Below are 19,895 nucleotides of genomic sequence, written 5' to 3' on the forward strand. Positions count from 1 at the left end.
CGATGAGGAGCACGCATGGAAATCTGGCCCGGAACGGCATATCCGCTTGGCGCCACTTTTGACGGGACCGGCACGAACTTCGCCCTGTTCAGCGAACACGCCGAAAAGGTGGAGCTGTGCCTCTTCGATGACGACGGCGTCGAAACGCGGTTCAGGCTCGATGAAGTGGACGGCTACGTGTGGCACGGCTACATCCCGCAGGTCCAGCCGGGCCAGAAATACGGCTACCGCGTCCACGGGCCTTATGACCCGGACTCCGGCAACCGCTTCAACCCCAACAAACTGCTCTTGGACCCCTACGCCAAGGCCGTGCACGGGCAGATGGACTGGGACCCGGCACTCTTCTCCTACAACCTGGGCGACCCGGACTCCATCAATAACGACGACTCCGCACCGCACATGATGATGGGCGTGGTCATCAACCCGTTCTTCGACTGGGACGGCGACCACAACCTGCGCATCCCGTACCACAAATCAGTCATTTACGAGGCCCACGTCAAGGGCCTCACGCAGCTCCACCCCGAGATCCCCGAGGAGCAGCGCGGCACGTACGCCGGCGTGGCGCACCCGTCGGTCATCGCGCACCTGCAGAAACTGGGCATCACCGCCATCGAGCTGATGCCGGTGCACCAGTTCGTCAACGAGGGAACCCTGCAGGACAAAGGCCTGAGCAACTATTGGGGCTACAACACCATCGGCTTCTTCGCGCCGCAGAACACCTACAGCTCCACCGGCGACACCGGCCAGCAGGTCCAGGACTTCAAAGCCATGGTCCGCACGCTGCACCGCGCAGGCATCGAAGTGATCCTCGACGTGGTCTACAACCACACCGCCGAAGGCAACCACCTTGGCCCCACGCTGTCCTTCAAGGGCATCGACAACGCCTCCTACTACCGGCTGATGGAGGGCGACGAGAAGCACTACATGGATTACACGGGCACCGGCAACTCGCTCAATGTCCGCCAGCCGCACTCGCTGCAGCTGCTCATGGATTCCTTGCGGTACTGGGTCACCGAAATGCACGTGGATGGCTTCCGCTTCGACCTTGCTTCCACCCTGGCCCGCGAGTTCTACGACGTGGACAAGCTCTCCACCTTCTTCGAACTCATCCAGCAGGATCCGGTGGTGTCCCAGGTCAAGCTCATCGCCGAGCCCTGGGACGTGGGCCCCGGCGGCTACCAGGTGGGCAACTTCCCGCCGCAGTGGACAGAGTGGAACGGCCAGTACCGCGACACGGTCCGGGACTTCTGGCGCGGTGAACCGTCCACGCTGGGCGAATTTGCCTCCCGCCTCACCGGCTCCGCTGACCTGTATGAGCACTCGGGCCGCCGTCCCGTGGCGTCCATCAACTTTGTCACTGCCCATGACGGCTTCACGCTGGCAGACCTGGTGTCCTACAACGAGAAGCACAACGACGCCAACGGCGAGGACAACAACGACGGCGAATCCCACAACCGGTCCTGGAACTGCGGAGCGGAAGGCCCCACCGATGATCCCGCTGTCCTCGGGCTGCGCGCCCGGCAGCAGCGGAACTTCATCGCATCGCTGCTGCTGTCCCAGGGCGTGCCCATGCTGCTGCACGGTGACGAAATGGGCCGCACCCAGCAGGGCAACAACAACGGTTACTGCCAGGATTCGGAACTGACCTGGATCAACTGGGAGAACATCGACCAGCCGCTCGTCGAATTCACGGCCGCCGTCAACGCGCTCCGTGCCAAGCACCCCACCTTCCGCCGGAGCAGGTTCTTTGACGGCCGCCCCGTCCGCAGAGGTGAAGGCGAACGGCTGCCGGACATCGTATGGCTCGATGTTGAAGGCGACACCATGAAGCCGGAGGACTGGGACAGCGGCTTCGGCCGCTCGGTGGGCGTGTTCCTCAACGGCGACGGCATCCAGGGCAAAGATGTCCGTGGCCGCCGGATCACGGACGTGAACTTCCTGCTGTACTTCAACGCCCACGACGACACGGTGAAGTTCACCCTGCCGGCCGATGAGTATGCGCCGGCCTGGGACATCATCATCGATACCGCCGGTCATAACGCGGACACCGAGCCGGTCAAGGCCGGCGAGGCCCTGCCGGTGGACGCAAAGTCGCTGGTGGTGCTCCGTGCCCACACCGTTCCCGACGTAGAACCGGACCATTCCGTGGCTGCGTCACTCGCCGCGCTGTCGCAGACTGCCACCAGCGAAACCGAGGCTCTCAGTGCGCCGATGGTGGCCGAACCCGGGGGAACCACGAAAGCCGGGGCCCGGAAGGACGCCGGTAAGTGAAAGTCCCGGCGTCCACCTACCGGCTCCAGATCCGCCGCAGCTTCACGCTCTTTGATGCTGCCGAAACAGTTCCGTACCTGAAATCGCTGGGCGTTGATTGGGTCTACCTGTCTCCGATCCTGACGGCGGAACGCGGGTCCGATCACGGCTATGACGTGACGGATCCGTCGTCGGTGGATCCGGAGCGGGGTGGCCCGGAAGGGCTGCTGGCACTCTCTGCAGCCGCGCGGGAGCATGGCATGGGCGTGCTGGTGGACATCGTCCCCAACCATGTCGGCGTTGCCACGCCCGCCCAGAACCCGTGGTGGTTCTCGCTGCTCCAGGAAGGGCGCCGCTCGCCTTACGCGGAAGCGTTCGACGTCGACTGGGACTTTGGTGCCGGCCGGATCCGGATTCCCGTCCTGGGCAGTGATGACGACCTTGGGCTTCTGGAGGTGGCAGATGGCGAGCTCCGTTACTACGGCCACCGCTTTCCGTTGGCCGCAGGTTCATACTCCGACGGCGACTCCCCGCGGGCTGTGCATGACCGGCAGCATTATGAACTCATCTCCTGGCGCCGGGCGGACAGCGAGCTGAACTACCGGCGGTTCTTCGCCGTCAACACCCTTGCGGGCATCCGGGTGGAGGACCCTTGGGTCTTCGACCAGGCCCATGCCGAGGTGAAGCGCTGGTTCGACGACGGACTGGTTGACGGGCTGCGTGTGGACCACCCGGACGGCCTGGCGGATCCTGCCGGGTATCTTCGCTGGCTCAAGGACCTCAGCGGCGGCGCTTACGTCCTGGTGGAGAAAATCCTGGAGCCGGGGGAGGAGCTCCCGACGGAATTCGCCTGCGAGGGAACCACCGGCTACGACGCCCTGGCCGACCTGGACCGCCTGCTGGTGGACCCGGCCGGCGAGGCTGCGTTGGACGCGTTGGATGCACAGCTGCGCTCCGGCGAGCCTGCCGACTATGCGGCCATGATTCTGGGGACCAAGCGCGCCGTGGCGGACGGCATGCTCCGGTCCGAGATCCTGCGGCTGGCCCGCCTGGTGCCTGCAGCCGTGGACCAGTCCGCGGACGTTGTGGCTGATGGCCTGGCCCAGGTCATCGCGGCCTTCCCCGTGTACCGCACGTACCTGCCTACGGGTGAGGAGGTGCTGCGCGAGGCCTGCGTGGCCGCGGCTCGCCAGCGCCCTGACCTGGCCGAGGTCCTGGACGTGCTGCTGCCCCTGCTGCTGAAGCCCGGGACTGAACTGGGACTGCGGTTCCAGCAGACGTCCGGCATGGTGATGGCCAAGGGCGTTGAGGACACGGCGTTCTACCGCTACACCCGGCTGGGGACACTGACGGAAGTGGGAGCGGACCCGTCCCACTTCTCGCTCGCCCCGGACGAATTCCACCGGCGGATGGCCGGGCGGCAGAAATCCATGCCGCTGTCCATGACCACGCTGACCACCCACGACACCAAACGCAGTGAGGACACCCGGGCACGGATCTCCGTGATCGCCGAGCTGCCGGAGTGGGCAGCAACCCTGGACACCCTTCGCGGGCTCGCCCCGGTGCCCGACGGCCCGTTCGAGACCTTGCTGTGGCAGGCGGTCATCGGTGCGTGGCCGGCGTCGCGGGAACGGCTGCAGGCCTATGCGGAGAAGGCTGCCCGGGAGGCAGCCAACTCCACCACATGGACGGATCCGGACCGGAAGTTCGAATCACGCGTCAAGGCAGCTGTGGATGCTGCGTTCGACGATGCCCGGGTCACGAAGGTGATCGAGGACTTCGTCGCCAGGACGGACGCCTTTGCCGCCGCCAACTCGCTGTCCCTGAAGCTGCTCCAGCTGACCATGCCGGGGGTGCCTGATGTGTATCAGGGGACGGAATTCCGGGACCGGTCGCTGGCCGACCCCGACAATAGGCGGGCTGTTGACTTCGAATCCCGCGGAGCGGCCTTGGCCGCACTCGATGCCGGCACGATTCCGGCGGACTTCCGGGACGAGGCCACGAAACTGCTGCTGACCTCCCGGGCGCTCCGGCTCCGCCGGGACCGGCCGGAACTCTTCCAGGGCTACCGGCCCGTTCTTGCTTCCGGCGCAGCCGCGGACCACCTGGTGGCGTTCGACCGCGGCGCGGACAGCAACAGCACTGGAAGCACGCCCGGCGCTTTGACCCTTGCGACGAGGCTTCCCTTCGGACTGGAACGCGCGGGCGGGTGGCGGGACACCGCCGTCGAACTTTCCACCGCATTGCGGGACGAACTTACGGGCCGGACGCACGGCCCCGGCCCGGTGCCGGTGGCCGAGATCCTCCATCCCTACCCTGTGGCGCTGCTCGCGCCCGTGAACGGAGACAACGCATGAGCCTGACGCACCACGGTTCCGGCCGGTTCGATGTCTGGGCCCCGGACGCCTCGGCCGTCTCGCTGCTCGCCAACGGTCGGCAGTACCCCATGAAGGAGGTGTCCGGAGGCCCCGGCGCAGATGGCTGGTGGTCCGCGCCGGACGCGCCGGCGGACGCAGACGTGGACTACGGCTACCTGCTCGACGGCGAGACGCACCCGCTGCCGGACCCCCGTTCGCGTCGCCTCCCGGATGGCGTCCATGCCCTGTCCCGCACGTACGATCCCGGTTCCTACGCCTGGCAGGACGCCGGCTGGCGGGGGAAGGACCTGCGCGGCTCGGTCATCTACGAACTCCACGTGGGAACGTTTACGCCCGCGGGAACCCTGGATGCAGCCGCGGATAAACTCGGCTACCTCGCGGACCTCGGCATCGATTTTGTGGAGCTGCTGCCGGTCAACGGGTTCAACGGAACCCACAACTGGGGCTACGACGGCGTCCAGTGGTTCGCGGTCCACGAAGGCTACGGCGGGCCTGCGGCCTACCAACGGTTTGTGGACGCCGCCCATGCAGCCAGGCTGGGCGTCATCCAGGACGTGGTCTACAACCACCTGGGCCCCAGCGGCAACTATCTGCCCAAATTCGGCCCCTACCTCAAGCAAGGCGACGCCAACACGTGGGGCGATTCGGTCAACCTCGACGGCCCGGGGTCCGACGTCGTGCGTGAATACATCCTGGACAACGCGGCTCTGTGGCTTGGCGACTATCACGTGGACGGGCTGCGCCTGGATGCCGTCCACGCACTCCGCGACGAGCGGGCCGTGCACCTCCTGGAGGAGCTCGGTGCGCTGGGCGATTCGATCTCCGCGGAGACCGGGCTTCCCAAGACCCTCATCGCCGAATCGGACCTCAACAATCCGCGGCTGATCTATCCCCGTGATGCCAACGGCTACGGCCTCGCCGGGCAGTGGAGCGACGACTTCCACCACGCCGTGCACGTCAACGTCAGCGGCGAGACCGCGGGGTACTACGGCGACTTCGCGTCCCTCGGCGTGCTGGCCAAGGTCCTCAAGGACGGCTTCCTGCACGACGGCAGCTACTCCAGCTTCCGTGGACGCCATCACGGCCGGCCCATCAACACCTCGCTGGTCCACCCCGCGGCCCTGGTGGTGTGCAGCCAGAACCACGACCAGATCGGCAACCGGGCCATCGGGGACCGGCTGTCCCAGTCCCTGCCGTACGGCCCGCTGGCCGTGACCGCGGTGCTGACCCTGACCTCGCCCTTTACGCCCATGCTGTTTATGGGTGAGGAATTTGGTGCCTCCACGCCGTGGCAGTTCTTCACCTCGCATCCCGAGCCGGAGCTGGGCAAGGCGACGGCGGAGGGCAGGATCCGCGAGTTCGAACGCATGGGATGGGATCCCGCCGTCGTACCCGATCCGCAGGATCCCGAAACGTTCCGGCGCTCCAAGCTCAGCTGGGCGGAGGCCGCCGACGGTGACCACGCGCGCCTCCTGTCGCTTTACCGGTCGTTGACAGCCGTGCGGCGCGCTTACCCCGAGCTGGCGGGCCTGGGGTTCGCGGAAACGGACGTGACGTTCGACGACGACGCCGGCTGGTTGCGCTTCCGGCGCGGGGCCGTGGAGGTGCTGTTGAACTTCTCGGCGGAGCCGGTCCGGCTTCCGGCTTCGCGGGGCACGGTGCTGCTTTCGACGGATGAGGCGTCTTTGCTGGACGGGGATGCGTTCTTGCTGGCGGCACACAGTGGGGCGGTTCTGACTACTGGGGCAGAAGTAGCCTCGAGTTAACGTAGACACTGGAGTTACCTGGGCGTACTATTCCCGTACTGACCAGCCGTAATAGGCGGCTCGGTGACTTGCGTACGGGCGATGGAGGCCGTCATGGGTGACCCAGTGGATAACGCGTCGAAGGTTCCTGCCACGCTTGAACTCCGCATCCATGGCATCCGCAATACCCCGCCCCACGAGCTCCTCCGGTCCGGCAACCGGTCGCTTAAGCCCGACGACGTTGAGCTCGCCTGGGGTGACGAGCTCGCGGGCTTCTACCGGGTTAAGCCTGAGGCGGGCGCCGGGGCCGAGGGCGCCGTGGCCGTCGCGTCCGGTACCGCAGGTAACGGTGGCAGCCCTCGGATGGTGGAGGCGTACTCGTGGGGCCGGTTGGCGCGCTTCACGGGGGTAGGTATGGCCGGCAGGATCGCCGATGCCGCAGTCCGGACGGCGTGGTTCCTGCTAATGCCTTTCGGGCTGACCAATGCGGCCTACTGGAGCCGGCCGCTGCCCGCCGTGAAGCAGCAGGCCGGTGCCGATCCAATGTCCGGGCAGGCGGAACCGCGCATCGATTACGCAGTCGAGATGCCCCGCGGGCGCGACGGCGCGGGACGGATCAGGCTGTTCGCGCTGGTTCTGACCCTCTATTTTGTGGTGACGGCGGCCGTGGTCTCCATGGACCTGATCGCCGTCCAGTGTTTTCCGGCCGACGTTCCGGACCAGGAACGCCGCGTCTGCTCCGCGCTGCCGGCCTTCCTGGACGGCCTGGCCGGCTGGACCCGGGGCCAGCGCATCGTCCTGCTCGCCCTGATACCCGTCGTGGCGGTGGCCGTTCTGGCAGCCATCGCCTACCTGGCGCGGACACGGTTCCACCCTCGCCCGAACCTCGGTAACGGTGCTCCGATGGTGGCCGGCACAAGTGGCGAGGAAATATTAGCGCTCCCTACCCTGATGATCCGGAATCTCTGGGAAGCGCGGAAGGAGATCCGCTACAACGGGTGGCTGCACGTGTGGGCGTCGCTGGCTGCGGTTGGCGCCATCATCGCGTGGGACGGCTTCTGGACACGGATCGACGGCGTCGCCTGCGGAAGCCTGGGCACATTCTTCACGGAGTGCGTCCCGCTGGCGCCCGGGCGAATCGGCCTGGACGGGATCTTAATGATGGCCGCATGGCTGGTCGCGGCGGGTGCGGTGGTGCTTGCGGGGATTGAGACGGTCCGGAAGTCCTCGGACAATCCGGACATGCCCTCCCGGGACGGCTCATCATGGATGGGCCCGATTGCCGGCGGAGCCATCATGAGCGTCCTGGCGGCCGGGCTGGCCGCCGTTCTTTCAGGGGCTCCCGACGGCGGGGTCCCTGGCGCAGCGCGCATGCTGGGACTCGGCACTGCCCCGGCCGGGCTCATGTTCGTGATGCTGGTATTGATCCTCACCATGAGCTGGCTCCGAAGGCAGGGCTATGACGAGCGGACCCTCGGCTGGCGGGGCAAAGGCTCGGCTGTTTTCTCGACACTCGCACTGGGATCGGCGACTATCCTGAGCTGCGCGATTGTGGGGGCCGCTGCCACCGTGCTGCAGCGCAACCTCGAGCGGCGTGCTGCCACGGACGACGGGATGTGGCGGTTTGGGCCCGTGGCTGGCGATGTCCTGATACCGCCGTCGGTCTTCACGTTATTTAGCGGGCTGCTGCTGGCAGTGATCGTCGCGGGGGCCGTCGCATGGGGAGTTTGCACGTGGCGGGCAGTGCGTTCGATGACGTGGAATACGCAGGAGGCCGCAGTCTCGGAACTGCTGTCCGCCTATGATGCTGTTCCGCCCTTGCCGCAACAGGAAGCAGCCGGCCGCAAACTGGTGGCGGCCCGGCGGACCGCTTCCCTCGCTCACCGGGCGGAGGCCGTGGTGTCGTTGCTGGCCATCCTCATTTTCCTGGGACTGCTGTCTGCCCTTATTCTGGGGACTTTCAAGGACTGGTGGAGTACCGGCGCGGTGGCTAGGCTCTATGGGCTTATCGAAAGCATGGGAGTCCTGGGCCTGGCTGCGGCCGGCGCCACTATTGTTTCGCTCGCCGTGATGTCGGCCAAGCCGAACTCCCGGCCACTGGCACTCCTCTGGGATCTGATGTGCTTTATGCCCAAGACCGCCCATCCGTTCGGTCCTCCCAGCTACGGCGAGCGGGCGGTCCCCGAATTTGCCGCCAGGATCGCGGCCTGGCTGGATGGCGCCGACGGCGCACCTCAGCCTGCCAAGACCGGGCTGGTGGCGATCTCGGCGCACAGCCTCGGGGCGGTGATCGCCGTCAGCGCGCTGTTCCATCTGAAGTCAACGCGGCCTGACCTGCCTTTCAACCGGATCGGATTGCTGACCTACGGAACCCAGTTGAGATCCTACTTTGGCCGTTTCTTCCCTGAACTCCTGGGGCCGGCCGTCCTCGCCACCGCTCCGGTCGCGCGGACAAAACTCACCGCCGCAGGGAGCCCGGACGACGAGCGTATAGTCACGGGCGATCCGAGCGTTCAGTTCGACGTGAACCTCAGCCACATCCTCGGCGCCGGCGCCCACCGGTGGGTGAACCTGTACCGCAAGACCGACTACCTCGGCTTCCCTGTCCTGTACATGGGCCCGGGAGGTGCCGAGAACATTGGGACGGACCCCTACGCGCAGGAGATGGATCCGTTCACGTACCAGTTCCTCGTAGTGAGCCACAGCGACTACCTGCAGGCGCCCCAATACGACGAGGCGATTGCCGCCGTCGTCAATTCCCTGCCGGCCCCGGGGCCGTAACGATGCCCCTGCGGTCTGTCGCGTGGGTCACTGGTGGCAGGATGGAACGTATGACTTATTCACCCGCGGAAACCCGCTATGAATCCATGCCCTACCGCCGCGTCGGACGCAGCGGACTGAAGCTGCCGGCCATTTCCCTGGGCCTGTGGCACAACTTCGGCGACGACAAGCCCTTCGAAGTGCAGCGCGCCATCCTGCGCCGCGCCTTCGATCTGGGCGTCACCCACTTCGACCTCGCGAACAACTACGGCCCGCCCTACGGCGCCGCCGAGACCAACTTCGGCCGCCACTTCAAGGACGACTTCAGGCCGTACCGCGACGAACTCATCATCTCCAGCAAGGCCGGCTACGACATGTGGCCTGGACCGTACGGCAACTGGGGCTCCCGCAAGTACCTGCTGGCCAGCCTCGACCAGTCCCTGCAGCGCATGGGCCTGGACTACGTGGACATCTTCTACAGCCACCGACCGGACCCGGAAACTCCGATGGAAGAGACCATGGGCGCGCTGGACCAGGCCGTCCGCTCGGGCAAGGCCCTGTACGCCGGCATCTCGTCCTACACCCCGCAGCAGACCCTGGAAGCGGCCCGGATCCTGAAGGAATTGGGCACGCCGCTGCTGATCCACCAGCCCAGCTACTCCATGCTGAACCGCTGGACCGAGAACGGCAGCCCCAACCTTTACGAGGCCCTGGAGCAGGTGGGCGCCGGCTGCATCGCGTTCTCACCGCTGGCCCAGGGGATGCTCACGGGCCGCTACCTCAACGGCGTGCCCGCAGATTCCAGGGCGGCACAGGACAAGTCCTTGGACTCAGCCATGATCACCGCCGAGAATCTGGACCGCGTGCGCGGGCTCCACCGGATCGCCGAGGGCCGGGGCCAGACCCTGGCGCAAATGGCCATTGCCTGGATTCTCCGCGAGCAGGGCAAGGGTTCCTCCGTGACATCCGCACTCGTCGGCGCATCCAGCGTCCGGCAGCTGGAAGACACCCTGTCCGCCGTCAACAACCTGGACTTCACCGCCGACGAGGTTAATGCCATCGACCAGTTCGCCGTGGAATCGGACATCAACCTGTGGAAGCAGACGTAACCACGTAACGCTTCAACTGGCGGGACCGGGAACAATCCCGGCCCCCGCTTGGTTGGGTAAGATGAAAAGGCGCCGAATGGCGCACTGCCAGCGTGCCGCCGTCGTACTTTCCGGTACTGAACGTCCCCGCGGCTGAAGTTGTCTTCGAAGGAGTTCCGTGTCTGCAAATCCGATTCGTGTTGCCATCGTTGGTGTGGGTAACTGCGCCGCCTCGCTCGTCCAGGGTGTGCACTACTACCGCGACGCCGATCCCCAGGCCACGATCCCGGGTCTGATGCACGTGGAGTTCGGCAAGTACCACGTCAACGATGTCCAGTTTGTTGCCGCTTTTGATGTGGACGGCAAGAAGGTGGGCGTGGACCTCGCCGACGCCATCCTGGCCAGCGAGAACAACACCATCAAGATCGCCGACGTGCCCCCCACCGGCGTGACCGTCCAGCGCGGCCACACCCTCGACGGGCTCGGCAAGTACTACCTCGAGACCATCGAACAGTCCGCCGAAGAGCCCGTTGACATCGTCGCCGCGCTCCGCGAATCCAAGGCAGACGTTATGGTCTGCTACCTCCCGGTTGGTTCCGAGGATGCTGCCCACTTCTACGCGCAGGCTGCCATCGACGCCGGCGTGGCGTTCGTCAACGCCCTCCCCGTGTTCATCGCCGGCACCAAGGAATGGGCCGACAAGTTCACCGCGGCCGGCGTCCCGATCGTGGGCGATGACATCAAGAGCCAGATCGGTGCGACCATCACGCACCGTGTTATGGCCAAGCTCTTCGAAGACCGCGGCGTCACGCTGGACCGCACGTACCAGCTGAACGTCGGCGGCAATATGGACTTCAAGAACATGCTGGAGCGCGACCGCCTCGAGTCCAAGAAGATCTCCAAGACCCAGGCCGTGACGTCCAACGTTGAAGCCGACATTGCACCGCGCAACGTCCACATCGGCCCGTCCGACTACGTCCAGTGGCTCGACGACCGCAAGTGGGCCTTCGTCCGCCTCGAGGGCCGCAACTTCGGTGACGCACCCGTGTCACTGGAATACAAGCTCGAAGTATGGGACTCACCCAACTCCGCGGGCGTGATCATCGACGCCATCCGCGCTGCCAAAATCGGCCTGGACCGCGGAATCGGCGGCCCGCTGCTCTCCGCCTCGAGCTACTTCATGAAGTCCCCGCCGGAGCAGTTCAACGACGACCTCGCCCGTGAAAAGGTAGAGGCCTTCATCCGCGGAGACCTCGAGCGCTAACCACTTCCTTTCTGGTTGCTCTATCACTTTTGGTCCCCGAACCTCGGGTTTGGCGACCAAAAGTGATAGGGCAACTGGCTTTTAACGGGACTGGACCGCAATCCGGACCTGGATGACGGCACGGCGGAAGTCCCGCGCGAGATCGTCCGCGTTGAATTTGAAGTACCTCCAGCCGGCAGCATTGAATGATTCGTCGCGGCGATTATCGCGCGACTGCTGCTCGCGGGTCAGGTGCTGGCCGCCGTCGTACTGGATGGCGATCCGTTGTGCGCGATATCCCAAATCTGCCGACGGCGAATACGGGTCATCCTCCACAACCCGCAGCTGCAGTTCCGGCTCGGGAAGGCCTGCAGCAGTCAGGGCCAGGCGCAGAAAGGTCTCCGGTGCAGAATCTGAGCCGTGGCGGATGAGCTCTGCAGCCTCCCTGGCCTTCACGATGCCCTTAAGCTTCGGGTGCCTCTTCAGCATTTCGTGCAGCTCTGGAAGCGTTGACCAAGGCTCCACGCGGTCTTCGAGGCCGGGCCGGGGCTGACGGACCAACTGGTCACCCACGGCTACCAGATCCTCCAGCGGAAGGATGCCGGCAAGGTCAAGCCAGGTCCGGGCCGGTGTGGAGATTCGCATCCCGTCCAGCTCCATGACCTCCTGCTCAAAGGCCAGGACAGTGTGGCCCACCACGGCCTTGCGCCGTACGGGCGGTAATGTCCTGGGCTTGCTCAGATGGAGTTCGCGGCAGTCGCGGAACCAGGTAGGAAGCCAGAGTCCGAGCAAAACTGCGGCGGTCAGGTGCGAGATCCATGCGCCCGGGGTGGCTGCCGAGAGCGCTCTGGCCAACTCCCGAATTTCAAAGTCCCAGCCAGTCGGCAGATAGAGCAACCGTCCTTCCGAGGCAAGGTCTGACGAGCGGAGCCTGCCGTTGCTCAGACCGGCGGCCCGCCCCTCATGGACAGTGAACGGGACGGAAGAAAGATGAGTCGGCAGGGGCGAGGATGGGCGCATGTGCACCATTGTTGCCCGAAGCCGCTGCCGCCCGCAGAAGTTATCCACACCCTCTGTTGCGCTATCAGTTTTGGTCGCTAAACCGCCGGAATGAGAGCGAAAAGTGATAGAGCAAACCGGGTAAAGGGGAGGGGAGGGAGGGTCAGGAGAGGCCTACTGGGTTGCCGGCGTCGTCCACGTCCATGCGCATTGCGGCGGGGGCGGCTGGAAGGCCTGGCATCGTCATGACGGCACCGGTCAGGGCCACGATGAAACCCGCGCCGGTCTTCGGGATGAGGTCGCGGACGTGCACGGTGAAGCCTTTGGGAGCCCCCAGCCGGGAGGCGTCATCCGTAAAGGAGTACTGGGTCTTGGCCATGCAGACCGGCAGCCCGGACCAGCCGTTCTTTTCGATGTCAGCCAGGCGCTTCAGGGCAGGGACGGAGAAGTCCACGCCGTCGGCCCCGTAGATCTCCTGCGCTATGGTCCGGATCTTCTCCTCCACAGGCAGGTCCAAGGGATACAGATGGTGGAAGCTGTTCGGCGCAGCAACGGCGGCCGCCACCTTCGCCGCCAGCTCGTCGCCGCCATCGCCGCCGCCGCCCCGGCCCCAGACGTCCGCCACCGCGGCCTGGACCCCCTCGGCCGCACACCATTCCAGCAGCCAGTCCAGCTCCTCTGCGGTGTCGGACGAAAACCTGTTGATGGCCACCACTGGCGCCACCCCGAACTTCTCCACGTTGTGCACGTGCCGCCGGAGATTCGCGACGCCAGCCTGCAGCGCCTCAAGGTCCGGCTCAGTCAACCGGTCCTTGGCCACGCCGCCGTGCATCTTGAGCGCGCGGACGGTGGCCACAACTACGACGGCGGACGGCGCCACGTCAGCGATCCGCGCCTTGATGTCCATGTACTTCTCCGCGCCCAGGTCGGCGCCGAAGCCGGCCTCGGTGACCACGATGTCCGCGAGCCGCCGCGCCGTCTGGGTGGCTATCAGCGAATTGCAGCCGTGCGCGATGTTGGCGAACGGGCCGCCGTGCACCAGCGCGGGAGTGCCGGCAATGGACTGCACCAGGTTGGGCTTGATGGCGTCCTTCAGGAGCAGGGTCAGGGCGCCCTGGACGCCGAGGTCCGCCACGGTGACCGGAACCCGGGAGTACGTGTAGCCGAACGTGATCCGGCCCAGGCGCTCGCGGAGGTCAGCCAGGCTGGTGGCCAGGCAGAAAACCGCCATGATCTCCGAAGCCACCGTGATGTCGAAGCCGTCCTGCCGGGGGACACCCTGGGTGGGCCCGCCGAGGCCGATGATGACCTCGCGGAGCGACCTGTCATTCATGTCCAGGACGCGTTTGAACGTCATCCGCCGGGGGTCGATGTTCAGCTCGTTGCCCTGATAGATGTGGTTGTCCACGAGCGCCATCAGGGCATTGTTCGCCGAGGTCACGGCATGGAAATCACCGGTGAAGTGCAGGTTGATCTCGTCCATGGGCAGCACCTGGGAGTAGCCGCCGCCGGTGGCGCCCCCCTTCATGCCGAGGATGGGGCCCAGTGAGGGTTCCCGCAGCGCGATCATCACCTTGTGCCCGGCCCGGGCCAGCGAATCAGCGAGCCCCACCGTGGTGGTGGACTTCCCCTCACCAGCGGGCGTGGGCGACATCGCCGAGACCAGCACCACTTTCCCGGCCGGCGCGGAAGCAGTCAGCCGTGCCGGATCAACCTTCGCCTTGTACCGCCCGTACAGTTCCAGCGCGGCGGCGTTGATGCCCGCGGCAGCTGCAATCTCCTCGATGGGCCTCATGGTGGCCTGCCGTGCGATCTCGAGGTCGCTCAGCGTATTCCGTTCAGACATCCTTGTCCTTTGGTTGAGGCCGGTAAGGGCCGACGGCGGTTGCCCGCGTCTCACGGTGCCGGGACCGCCGGGATCAGCCGGTGGCCCAGATGCTGTTCGACGGCGGTGTGGTACGTTTCGAGCGTGATGGCGGCAGTGCGCTGCCAGCCCAGGTTCTCCGCCCGGATGGCCGCGGCCCGCCCCATGTCGGCCCGGGTGTCCGGATCGTCGTACAGGGCTTCGAGCGCGTCCGCCCAGTCCGAGGCGTGGTGCCCGTCCACCAGCAGCCCGGTCCGGCCATGGCAGATGGCGCGGGGCAGTCCGCCCACCCGGGTGCCCACCACGGGCGTCCCGCAGGCCTGCGCCTCAATGGCCACCAGCCCGAACGATTCGCTGTAAGAAGGCATCACCACAACGTCGGCCGCCCGGAACCAGGACGCCAGGTCAGCCGCGATGACCGGGGGAAGGTGCGTGACGACGTCGTCCATTCCAGACTCCGCGATCAGGTGCCGGAGGTTGAAATCCTTGTTTCCGCTGAGGGCACCCAGGATGGTGAGCCGGAGATCGATCTCGGGGCGCCGGGTCCGCAGCAGGGCCGCGGCCTTGAGCAGGACCTGAGGGCCCTTCAGCCGCTGGATCCGGCCGGCGAAGACCAAATGGAACGTCTCCGGCGAAACACCCCGCTCCGCCCGGGACCGCGCCCGGAACGCAGGCGTAAACGTGCTGAGGTCCACGCCTGGCGGCGCCACATCGATGCGGTCGTAATCGGCGCCGTAATGGGACACCAGCTCTTCGGCCTCGGCGGTGGTGTTGGCGATCAGGCGGGCGGCGCCGTCGACGATCCGGTGCTCGCCATCTTCGCGCCGCCGCGGCTCGGGCTGTTCGCCGGACTCCAGCAGCAGGTTTTTGACCTTGGCCATGGTGTGCATGGTGTGGACCAGCGGCACGCCCCAGAGCTCGGAGAGCTCCAGGCCGGCGATCCCGGACACCCAATAATGCGAATGGATGACGTCATAGCGGCCGTGCGGCTGGCGCCGGCGGATCTGCTCGATCTCGGCCACCATGCTGTGGAGCAGTGCCGGGAGTTCTTCCTTGGGGATCTTCCGCGGCGGCCCGGCCAGGACGTTATGGACGCACACGCCGGGGTCCGGATGTTCGACGGCGGCCTGCTTGGCTGACGTGGAGCGCGTAAAGATCTCCACCTCCACGCCGGTCTCGGCGAGCGCAGAGGCCAGCTCCCGGATGTAGACGTTCATCCCGCCGGCGTCGCCGGAGCCTGGCTGCTCCATCGGGGAGGTATGGAGGGAGAGCAACGCGACCCTGCGGATCACTGTCATGGCTTCTCCTTCCCACCACTGGCGCGGCGTGGGCCCGCTGTTGCCCACTCGGTAAAACACTACTCCAGCCGCTCCCGGGCGGCCTCCCGGCACGTGACCTGCTGCTAAACGTGGCGCGTGTGAACGCAGCCACCACTCCGCCCAGTTCCGCAGAATACTTGATCCGACACGCCACGGACGCCGACTGGCGCGGCATGTGGGCCGTGCTGGAGCCCGTCATCCGGTCCGGCGAGACGTTCACCTGGGACCGGGACACAACAGAGGCAGACGCCCGTGCCCGCTGGTTCAAGTACGCCCCCGGCACGTGATGTACCGGAAGCTCTAGCCGCGCCAAACCCCAGGCAGAGCAGGGAAGGCGCGCTCGTAGCCGGCCAGCAACTCGGCGCCCAAGGCGGGGGAGTCCACCAGAGGATGCCGGCTGAAAGCGCCGACGGCGTCCGCCCGGTCTCCGTGCGTCGCTGCCCGGACAGTGAGCCGCTCCACCTCCTTGACGCGCCGGAGCAGGGTGAGTTGCTCCGGTCCCGGGGCTGACTGCGGAAGCGGCACCGCGCCGTCGGGCGTTACCGTGCAGGGGACCTCGACGATAGCGTCCGCCGGCAGTCCCGGAATTGCCGGTTCCGGGGTGGTGCTTCCGGGGGTGGTTGCCCCGCCAGGATCGGACGGAAGCATGTTGGGGGTGTTGAGGATCAGCTGGGCATCCCCGGCCCCCGCCAATGCGCGCATCACGGCCAGAGCCACGCGTTCGTAGCCGCCGCCGGCGAGGTCGTCCTCGTCGCGCTGCTCGCCGTGGGTCCGTGCCTCCGCGAGGTAGCCTTCCTCCCGCGAGCGGCGGGCCGCGTCCCACAGTTTGTACGCATCGGCCCCTGCAGATGCGAGCCGCGGATACAGCTCGGCCTGCTGGTGGTGGATGGACTCGCCGCGGGTCTGGGCCATGGCGCGCATGGCCGCTTCGGCGCTGTCCCGCTGGTAGTAGTAATAGAGGTATTCGTTGGGCAGGACGCCGAGATCCTTGAGGAACGGCTGCGGAAAGAGCCGGCCTTCCTCAAAGGTGCCTAGGGCGGCCGGGTCTGACAGCAGCCCGGGCAGCAGATCCCGGCCGCCGGACTCCAGCCGGTAGAGCCAGCCCAGGTGGTTGAGACCGAAGTAACCCACGCCGTCGAGCCTTCCGTCCGGCAGCGGCATGCCGGCCGCGCGGGCCGCCCGGTGCACCAGCCCGCCCGCGGAATCGCAGATCCCGATGACCTTCCGGCCGAGGACGGGCAGCAGGGCTTCGGTGACCATGCCAGCCGGGTTGGTGAAGTTGATCAGCCAGGCCTCCGGGCAGAGCTCCCGCATCTGACGTGCCAGGTGCAGCATCTCGGGGATGGTGCGCAAGGCGTAGGAAATGCCGCCCGCGCCGGTGGTTTCCTGGCCGAGCAGGCCAAGGTCCTGAGCCACGCGTTCGTCCTTGATCCGGCCGGCCGTGCCGCCGGGGCGGATGGCCGCGAACACCAGGTCTGTACCCGCCAGGGCCTCCGGCAGTGACGTGGTGATACGCACGGCGGGCGGTTGGGCACGCTCGTTGGCGCCGGCGGCAGCACCGCCGTCGGACTCGGGCATGGCGCGCAGCACCGCGCTGATGGCGCTGAGGCGGGCGGGATCGACGTCGAACAGCACGAGTTCGCTGACCAGCCCCGCAAACGCGCCGGACGCCAGCGCCCGGTACACAAGCGGTACGCGGAATCCGCCGCCGCCGGCAATCATAAGCCGCATAGTCAGCAGTCTAGGGGGCCGCCGGGCGCGCCCCTACCGTGGGGCCGCGGCAGGGCGTAGTGTGCCGGACATGGACGCCATCCCGGACCGCCGCTTCGATCCGCTCTCAACCGTCCGCACACCGTCCGACGGCGGATTCGACCTGCTGCTGGCGGGCACGGTTTTCCAGGACATCATCTTCACCGGACTGCCGCACGCGCCCGAGCCGGGCACGGAAATCTGGAGCGAAGGCATGGGCAGCTGCCCGGGCGGCGTCGCGAACCAGGCCATTGCGGCGGCGAGGCTGGGACTGCGCACGGGACTGGCAGCCGCCTTCGGCGACGACGGCTACGGCGACTACAACTGGAAAATCCTGGCCGGGCAGGAACACGTGGACCTGAGCCTGTCGCGCCGCATTCCTGGGTGGCATTCCCCGGTCACCGTCTCGCTCAGCGTCCACAACGACCGTTCCCTGGTGACGCATGGCCACCCGGCCCCCGTGACGTCGTCGGAACTGATCGGGTCGCCGCCCCCTGCACTCGCCGGCATTGCCGCGTTGGACGCTGAGATCGAGCCGTGGGCGGTGGCCGCGCACCAGGCGGGGGTCAAGCTGTTCGGGGATGTGGGCTGGGACCCCAGCGGGGAGTGGGCTCCGGTACGGCTGGAAAACCTGCAGTATTTCCATGCTTTCCTGCCCAACCAGCGTGAGGCCATGGCGTTCACGGGGAAGGACAACCCGTGGTCCGCGCTGTACGCGCTGGCGGACCGCGTGCCCGTGGCCGTGGTGACACTCGGTGCACAGGGTGCCATGGCTGTGGACTCGGAAACGGGGGAGGAAGAGTGGGTGCCGTCTCTGCCGGTGACTGCCTTTGATCCCACCGGGGCCGGCGATTGCTTTGACGCGGCCTTCATCGTGGGCAGCCTTGCCGGCTGGCCGCTGGGCAACCGGCTCCGTTTCGCCAACCTCTGCGCCTCCCTGGCCGTGCAGGAGGTGGGCGGTTCGCTGGCGGCGCCAGGCTGGGGCGACATCGCCGACTGGTGGAAGCGGGCCAACTCCCGGCCGGAACGCCAGAGCAGCCAGTGGCTCCGCCGCTTCGGTTTCCTCGCCGACATTGTCAGCGACGTCCCGCTCGCGGCGCAGCGCCGCGCCACCGCCACCATCGCGCACCTGTCCGATGCCTGACGCCCTACGCCGGGGCGCCGGGAACGCGCGGAACGCAGCGCGATTATCCCGCACTGAGCGCCCGCACTAGAATCACTAAGGTGACTTATCCCTCAACAACCGGTGACTTCAGCGCGGCCTCAGGACCTGATCCTCTGTACGAGCGGTCCGCCGTCATCGACCTGGACGCCATCCGCCACAACGTGCGGCGGCTGGCGGACGCGGCCTCACCCGCCAAGGTCATGGCGGTGGTGAAAGCCGACGCTTACGGGCACGGCGCGGTTCCGGTGGCCCGGGCCGCCCTCGAAGCCGGCGCATCCTGGCTGGGCGTCGCACATATCTCCGAGGCGCTGGCACTGCGGGCCGCGGGCATCGAGGCGCCGCTGCTGGCCTGGCTGCACACGGCGGAAAGCAACTTCGCCGCAGCGGTGGCTGCAGGCGTCGACATCGGCTGCTCCGGCTGGGAACTGGACCGGATTGTGGCCGCCGCGCGTGACCAGGAGCGTCCCGCACGCATCCACCTGAAAGTGGACACAGGCCTGGGCCGGAACGGCGCAACGCTCGATGCCTGGGACCAGTTGCTGGGCGAAGCCATGGAGTACCAGGACCAGGGCCTCCTGCGGGTGGTGGGCATCTTCTCCCACCTGTCCGTGGCGGATGAACCCGAACGGCCGGAAACCGATGATCAGTTGGCGGCTTTCCGCGAGGTGCTGGCTCTGGCCGAGGACGCCGGCGTGGACCCCGAAGTCCGCCACCTGGCCAACACCCCGGCCACACTGTCCCGCCCCGATACGCACTTTGACCTGGTCCGCGTAGGGCTGGGCATTTACGGCCTCTCGCCCTTTGAAGGGCAGACGTCCGCCGAACTGGGCCTCCGCCCCGCGATGACGCTGCGCACCCTGGTGTCCCAATGCAAGCAGGTCCCCGACGGGCAGGGCGTCTCCTATGGCCTGCGCTACCGCACCAGCGGCCCCAGCACCCTGGCGCTGATCCCGCTGGGATACGCCGACGGTGTGCCCCGCATCGCCACCGGTGGTCCGGTCCGGGTGGCTGGCCGGACCTACCCCGTGGTGGGCAGGATAGCCATGGACCAGATGGTCATCGACCTCGGCAACATCGGCCCCGCCGGCGCGGACCTCTTCGGCGCCGAGGCGGTGCTGTTCGGCAACGGGGACGACGGCGGGCCCACGGCGGACGACTGGGCGGTCGCCGCCGGCACCAACAACTACGAGATCGTGACCCGGATCAGCCCGCGGGTGCCGCGCCGGGTCATTAACGACAGCCCCGTCGTCGAGGTTCCCGGCAGCAGCCCAGCCGGCGATGCGCCCGACGTGGTCAATCCCGGCGCCGGGCAGGCAACACCGTGAGCGTGCTCCC

Annotated in this window: 13 protein-coding genes; 9 read left to right on the forward strand and 4 right to left on the reverse strand. The window is 67.0% G+C overall.

Going from position 1 to position 19,895, the window contains the following annotated elements; translation table 11 throughout:
- Nucleotides 1-15: 15 nt before the first annotated feature.
- The 6 genes from glgX (at nt 16) to ACQCSW_RS06890 (ending at nt 11,485) form a co-directional block, all read left to right on the forward strand.
- Nucleotides 16-2,271, forward strand: a complete 2,256-nt coding sequence (gene glgX, locus ACQCSW_RS06865) for a glycogen debranching protein GlgX (RefSeq protein WP_426990074.1) — start codon at nt 16-18, stop codon at nt 2,269-2,271.
- Nucleotides 2,268-4,607 (forward strand): malto-oligosyltrehalose synthase, encoded by a 2,340-nt coding sequence (treY, locus tag ACQCSW_RS06870; protein WP_426990075.1) that lies wholly within the window; start codon nt 2,268-2,270, stop codon nt 4,605-4,607. The genes glgX and treY overlap by 4 nt, the downstream gene beginning before the upstream one ends.
- Nucleotides 4,604-6,394 carry a malto-oligosyltrehalose trehalohydrolase gene (gene treZ, locus ACQCSW_RS06875; protein ID WP_426990076.1) on the forward strand — a complete coding sequence of 597 codons (1,791 nt, stop codon included), beginning with the start codon at nt 4,604-4,606 and terminating at the stop codon, nt 6,392-6,394. The genes treY and treZ overlap by 4 nt, the downstream gene beginning before the upstream one ends.
- Before the next feature lie 93 nt (nt 6,395-6,487).
- The gene (locus ACQCSW_RS06880) at nt 6,488-9,154 is read left to right on the forward strand and encodes a hypothetical protein (protein WP_426990077.1); all 2,667 of its coding nucleotides are present in this window, start codon (nt 6,488-6,490) and stop codon (nt 9,152-9,154) included.
- 50 nt (nt 9,155-9,204) lie between these two features.
- Nucleotides 9,205-10,242, forward strand: coding sequence for an L-glyceraldehyde 3-phosphate reductase (gene mgrA, locus ACQCSW_RS06885; RefSeq protein ID WP_426990078.1), 1,038 nt, complete (start codon nt 9,205-9,207; stop codon nt 10,240-10,242).
- Nucleotides 10,243-10,399: 157 nt separating this feature from the next.
- Nucleotides 10,400-11,485: an inositol-3-phosphate synthase gene (locus ACQCSW_RS06890; protein ID WP_111906578.1), complete on the forward strand. Its 1,086-nt coding sequence runs from the start codon at nt 10,400-10,402 to the stop codon at nt 11,483-11,485.
- An 81-nt stretch (nt 11,486-11,566) separates the two neighbouring features.
- Here the strand turns inward: ACQCSW_RS06890 and ACQCSW_RS06895 are convergent, their stop codons facing one another.
- The 3 genes from ACQCSW_RS06895 to mshA form a co-directional block, all read right to left on the reverse strand.
- The gene (locus ACQCSW_RS06895; protein WP_426990080.1) at nt 11,567-12,319 is read right to left on the reverse strand and encodes a DUF559 domain-containing protein; all 753 of its coding nucleotides are present in this window, start codon (nt 12,317-12,319) and stop codon (nt 11,567-11,569) included.
- Nucleotides 12,320-12,626: 307 nt separating this feature from the next.
- On the reverse strand, nt 12,627-14,309 hold the full coding sequence (locus ACQCSW_RS06900) for a formate--tetrahydrofolate ligase (protein WP_426990081.1): 1,683 nt from the start codon (nt 14,307-14,309) through the stop codon (nt 12,627-12,629).
- Between the two features lie 50 nt (nt 14,310-14,359).
- The gene (mshA, locus tag ACQCSW_RS06905; protein WP_426990082.1) at nt 14,360-15,625 is read right to left on the reverse strand and encodes a D-inositol-3-phosphate glycosyltransferase; all 1,266 of its coding nucleotides are present in this window, start codon (nt 15,623-15,625) and stop codon (nt 14,360-14,362) included.
- Nucleotides 15,626-15,744: 119 nt separating this feature from the next.
- On the opposite strand from mshA, the gene ACQCSW_RS06910 reads away from it, so the two are divergent.
- Nucleotides 15,745-15,933 (forward strand): hypothetical protein, encoded by a 189-nt coding sequence (locus tag ACQCSW_RS06910; RefSeq protein WP_426990083.1) that lies wholly within the window; start codon nt 15,745-15,747, stop codon nt 15,931-15,933.
- Nucleotides 15,934-15,946: 13 nt separating this feature from the next.
- On the opposite strand, the gene ACQCSW_RS06915 is transcribed toward ACQCSW_RS06910, so the two are convergent.
- Nucleotides 15,947-17,377: a 6-phospho-beta-glucosidase gene (locus ACQCSW_RS06915; RefSeq protein ID WP_426990084.1), complete on the reverse strand. Its 1,431-nt coding sequence runs from the start codon at nt 17,375-17,377 to the stop codon at nt 15,947-15,949.
- 70 nt (nt 17,378-17,447) lie between these two features.
- Here ACQCSW_RS06915 and ACQCSW_RS06920 point away from each other — a divergent pair, with 70 nt between their 5' ends.
- A complete protein-coding gene (locus tag ACQCSW_RS06920; protein ID WP_426990086.1) occupies nt 17,448-18,539 on the forward strand; it encodes a carbohydrate kinase family protein in 1,092 nt (363 codons plus the stop codon).
- Between the two features lie 80 nt (nt 18,540-18,619).
- Nucleotides 18,620-19,885, forward strand: coding sequence for an alanine racemase (alr, locus tag ACQCSW_RS06925; RefSeq protein ID WP_426990087.1), 1,266 nt, complete (start codon nt 18,620-18,622; stop codon nt 19,883-19,885).
- Nucleotides 19,886-19,895: the final 10 nt, after the last annotated feature.

It is taken from the genome of Pseudarthrobacter sp. Y6 (genome assembly GCF_050156205.1).
Classification (GTDB): domain Bacteria; phylum Actinomycetota; class Actinomycetes; order Actinomycetales; family Micrococcaceae; genus Arthrobacter.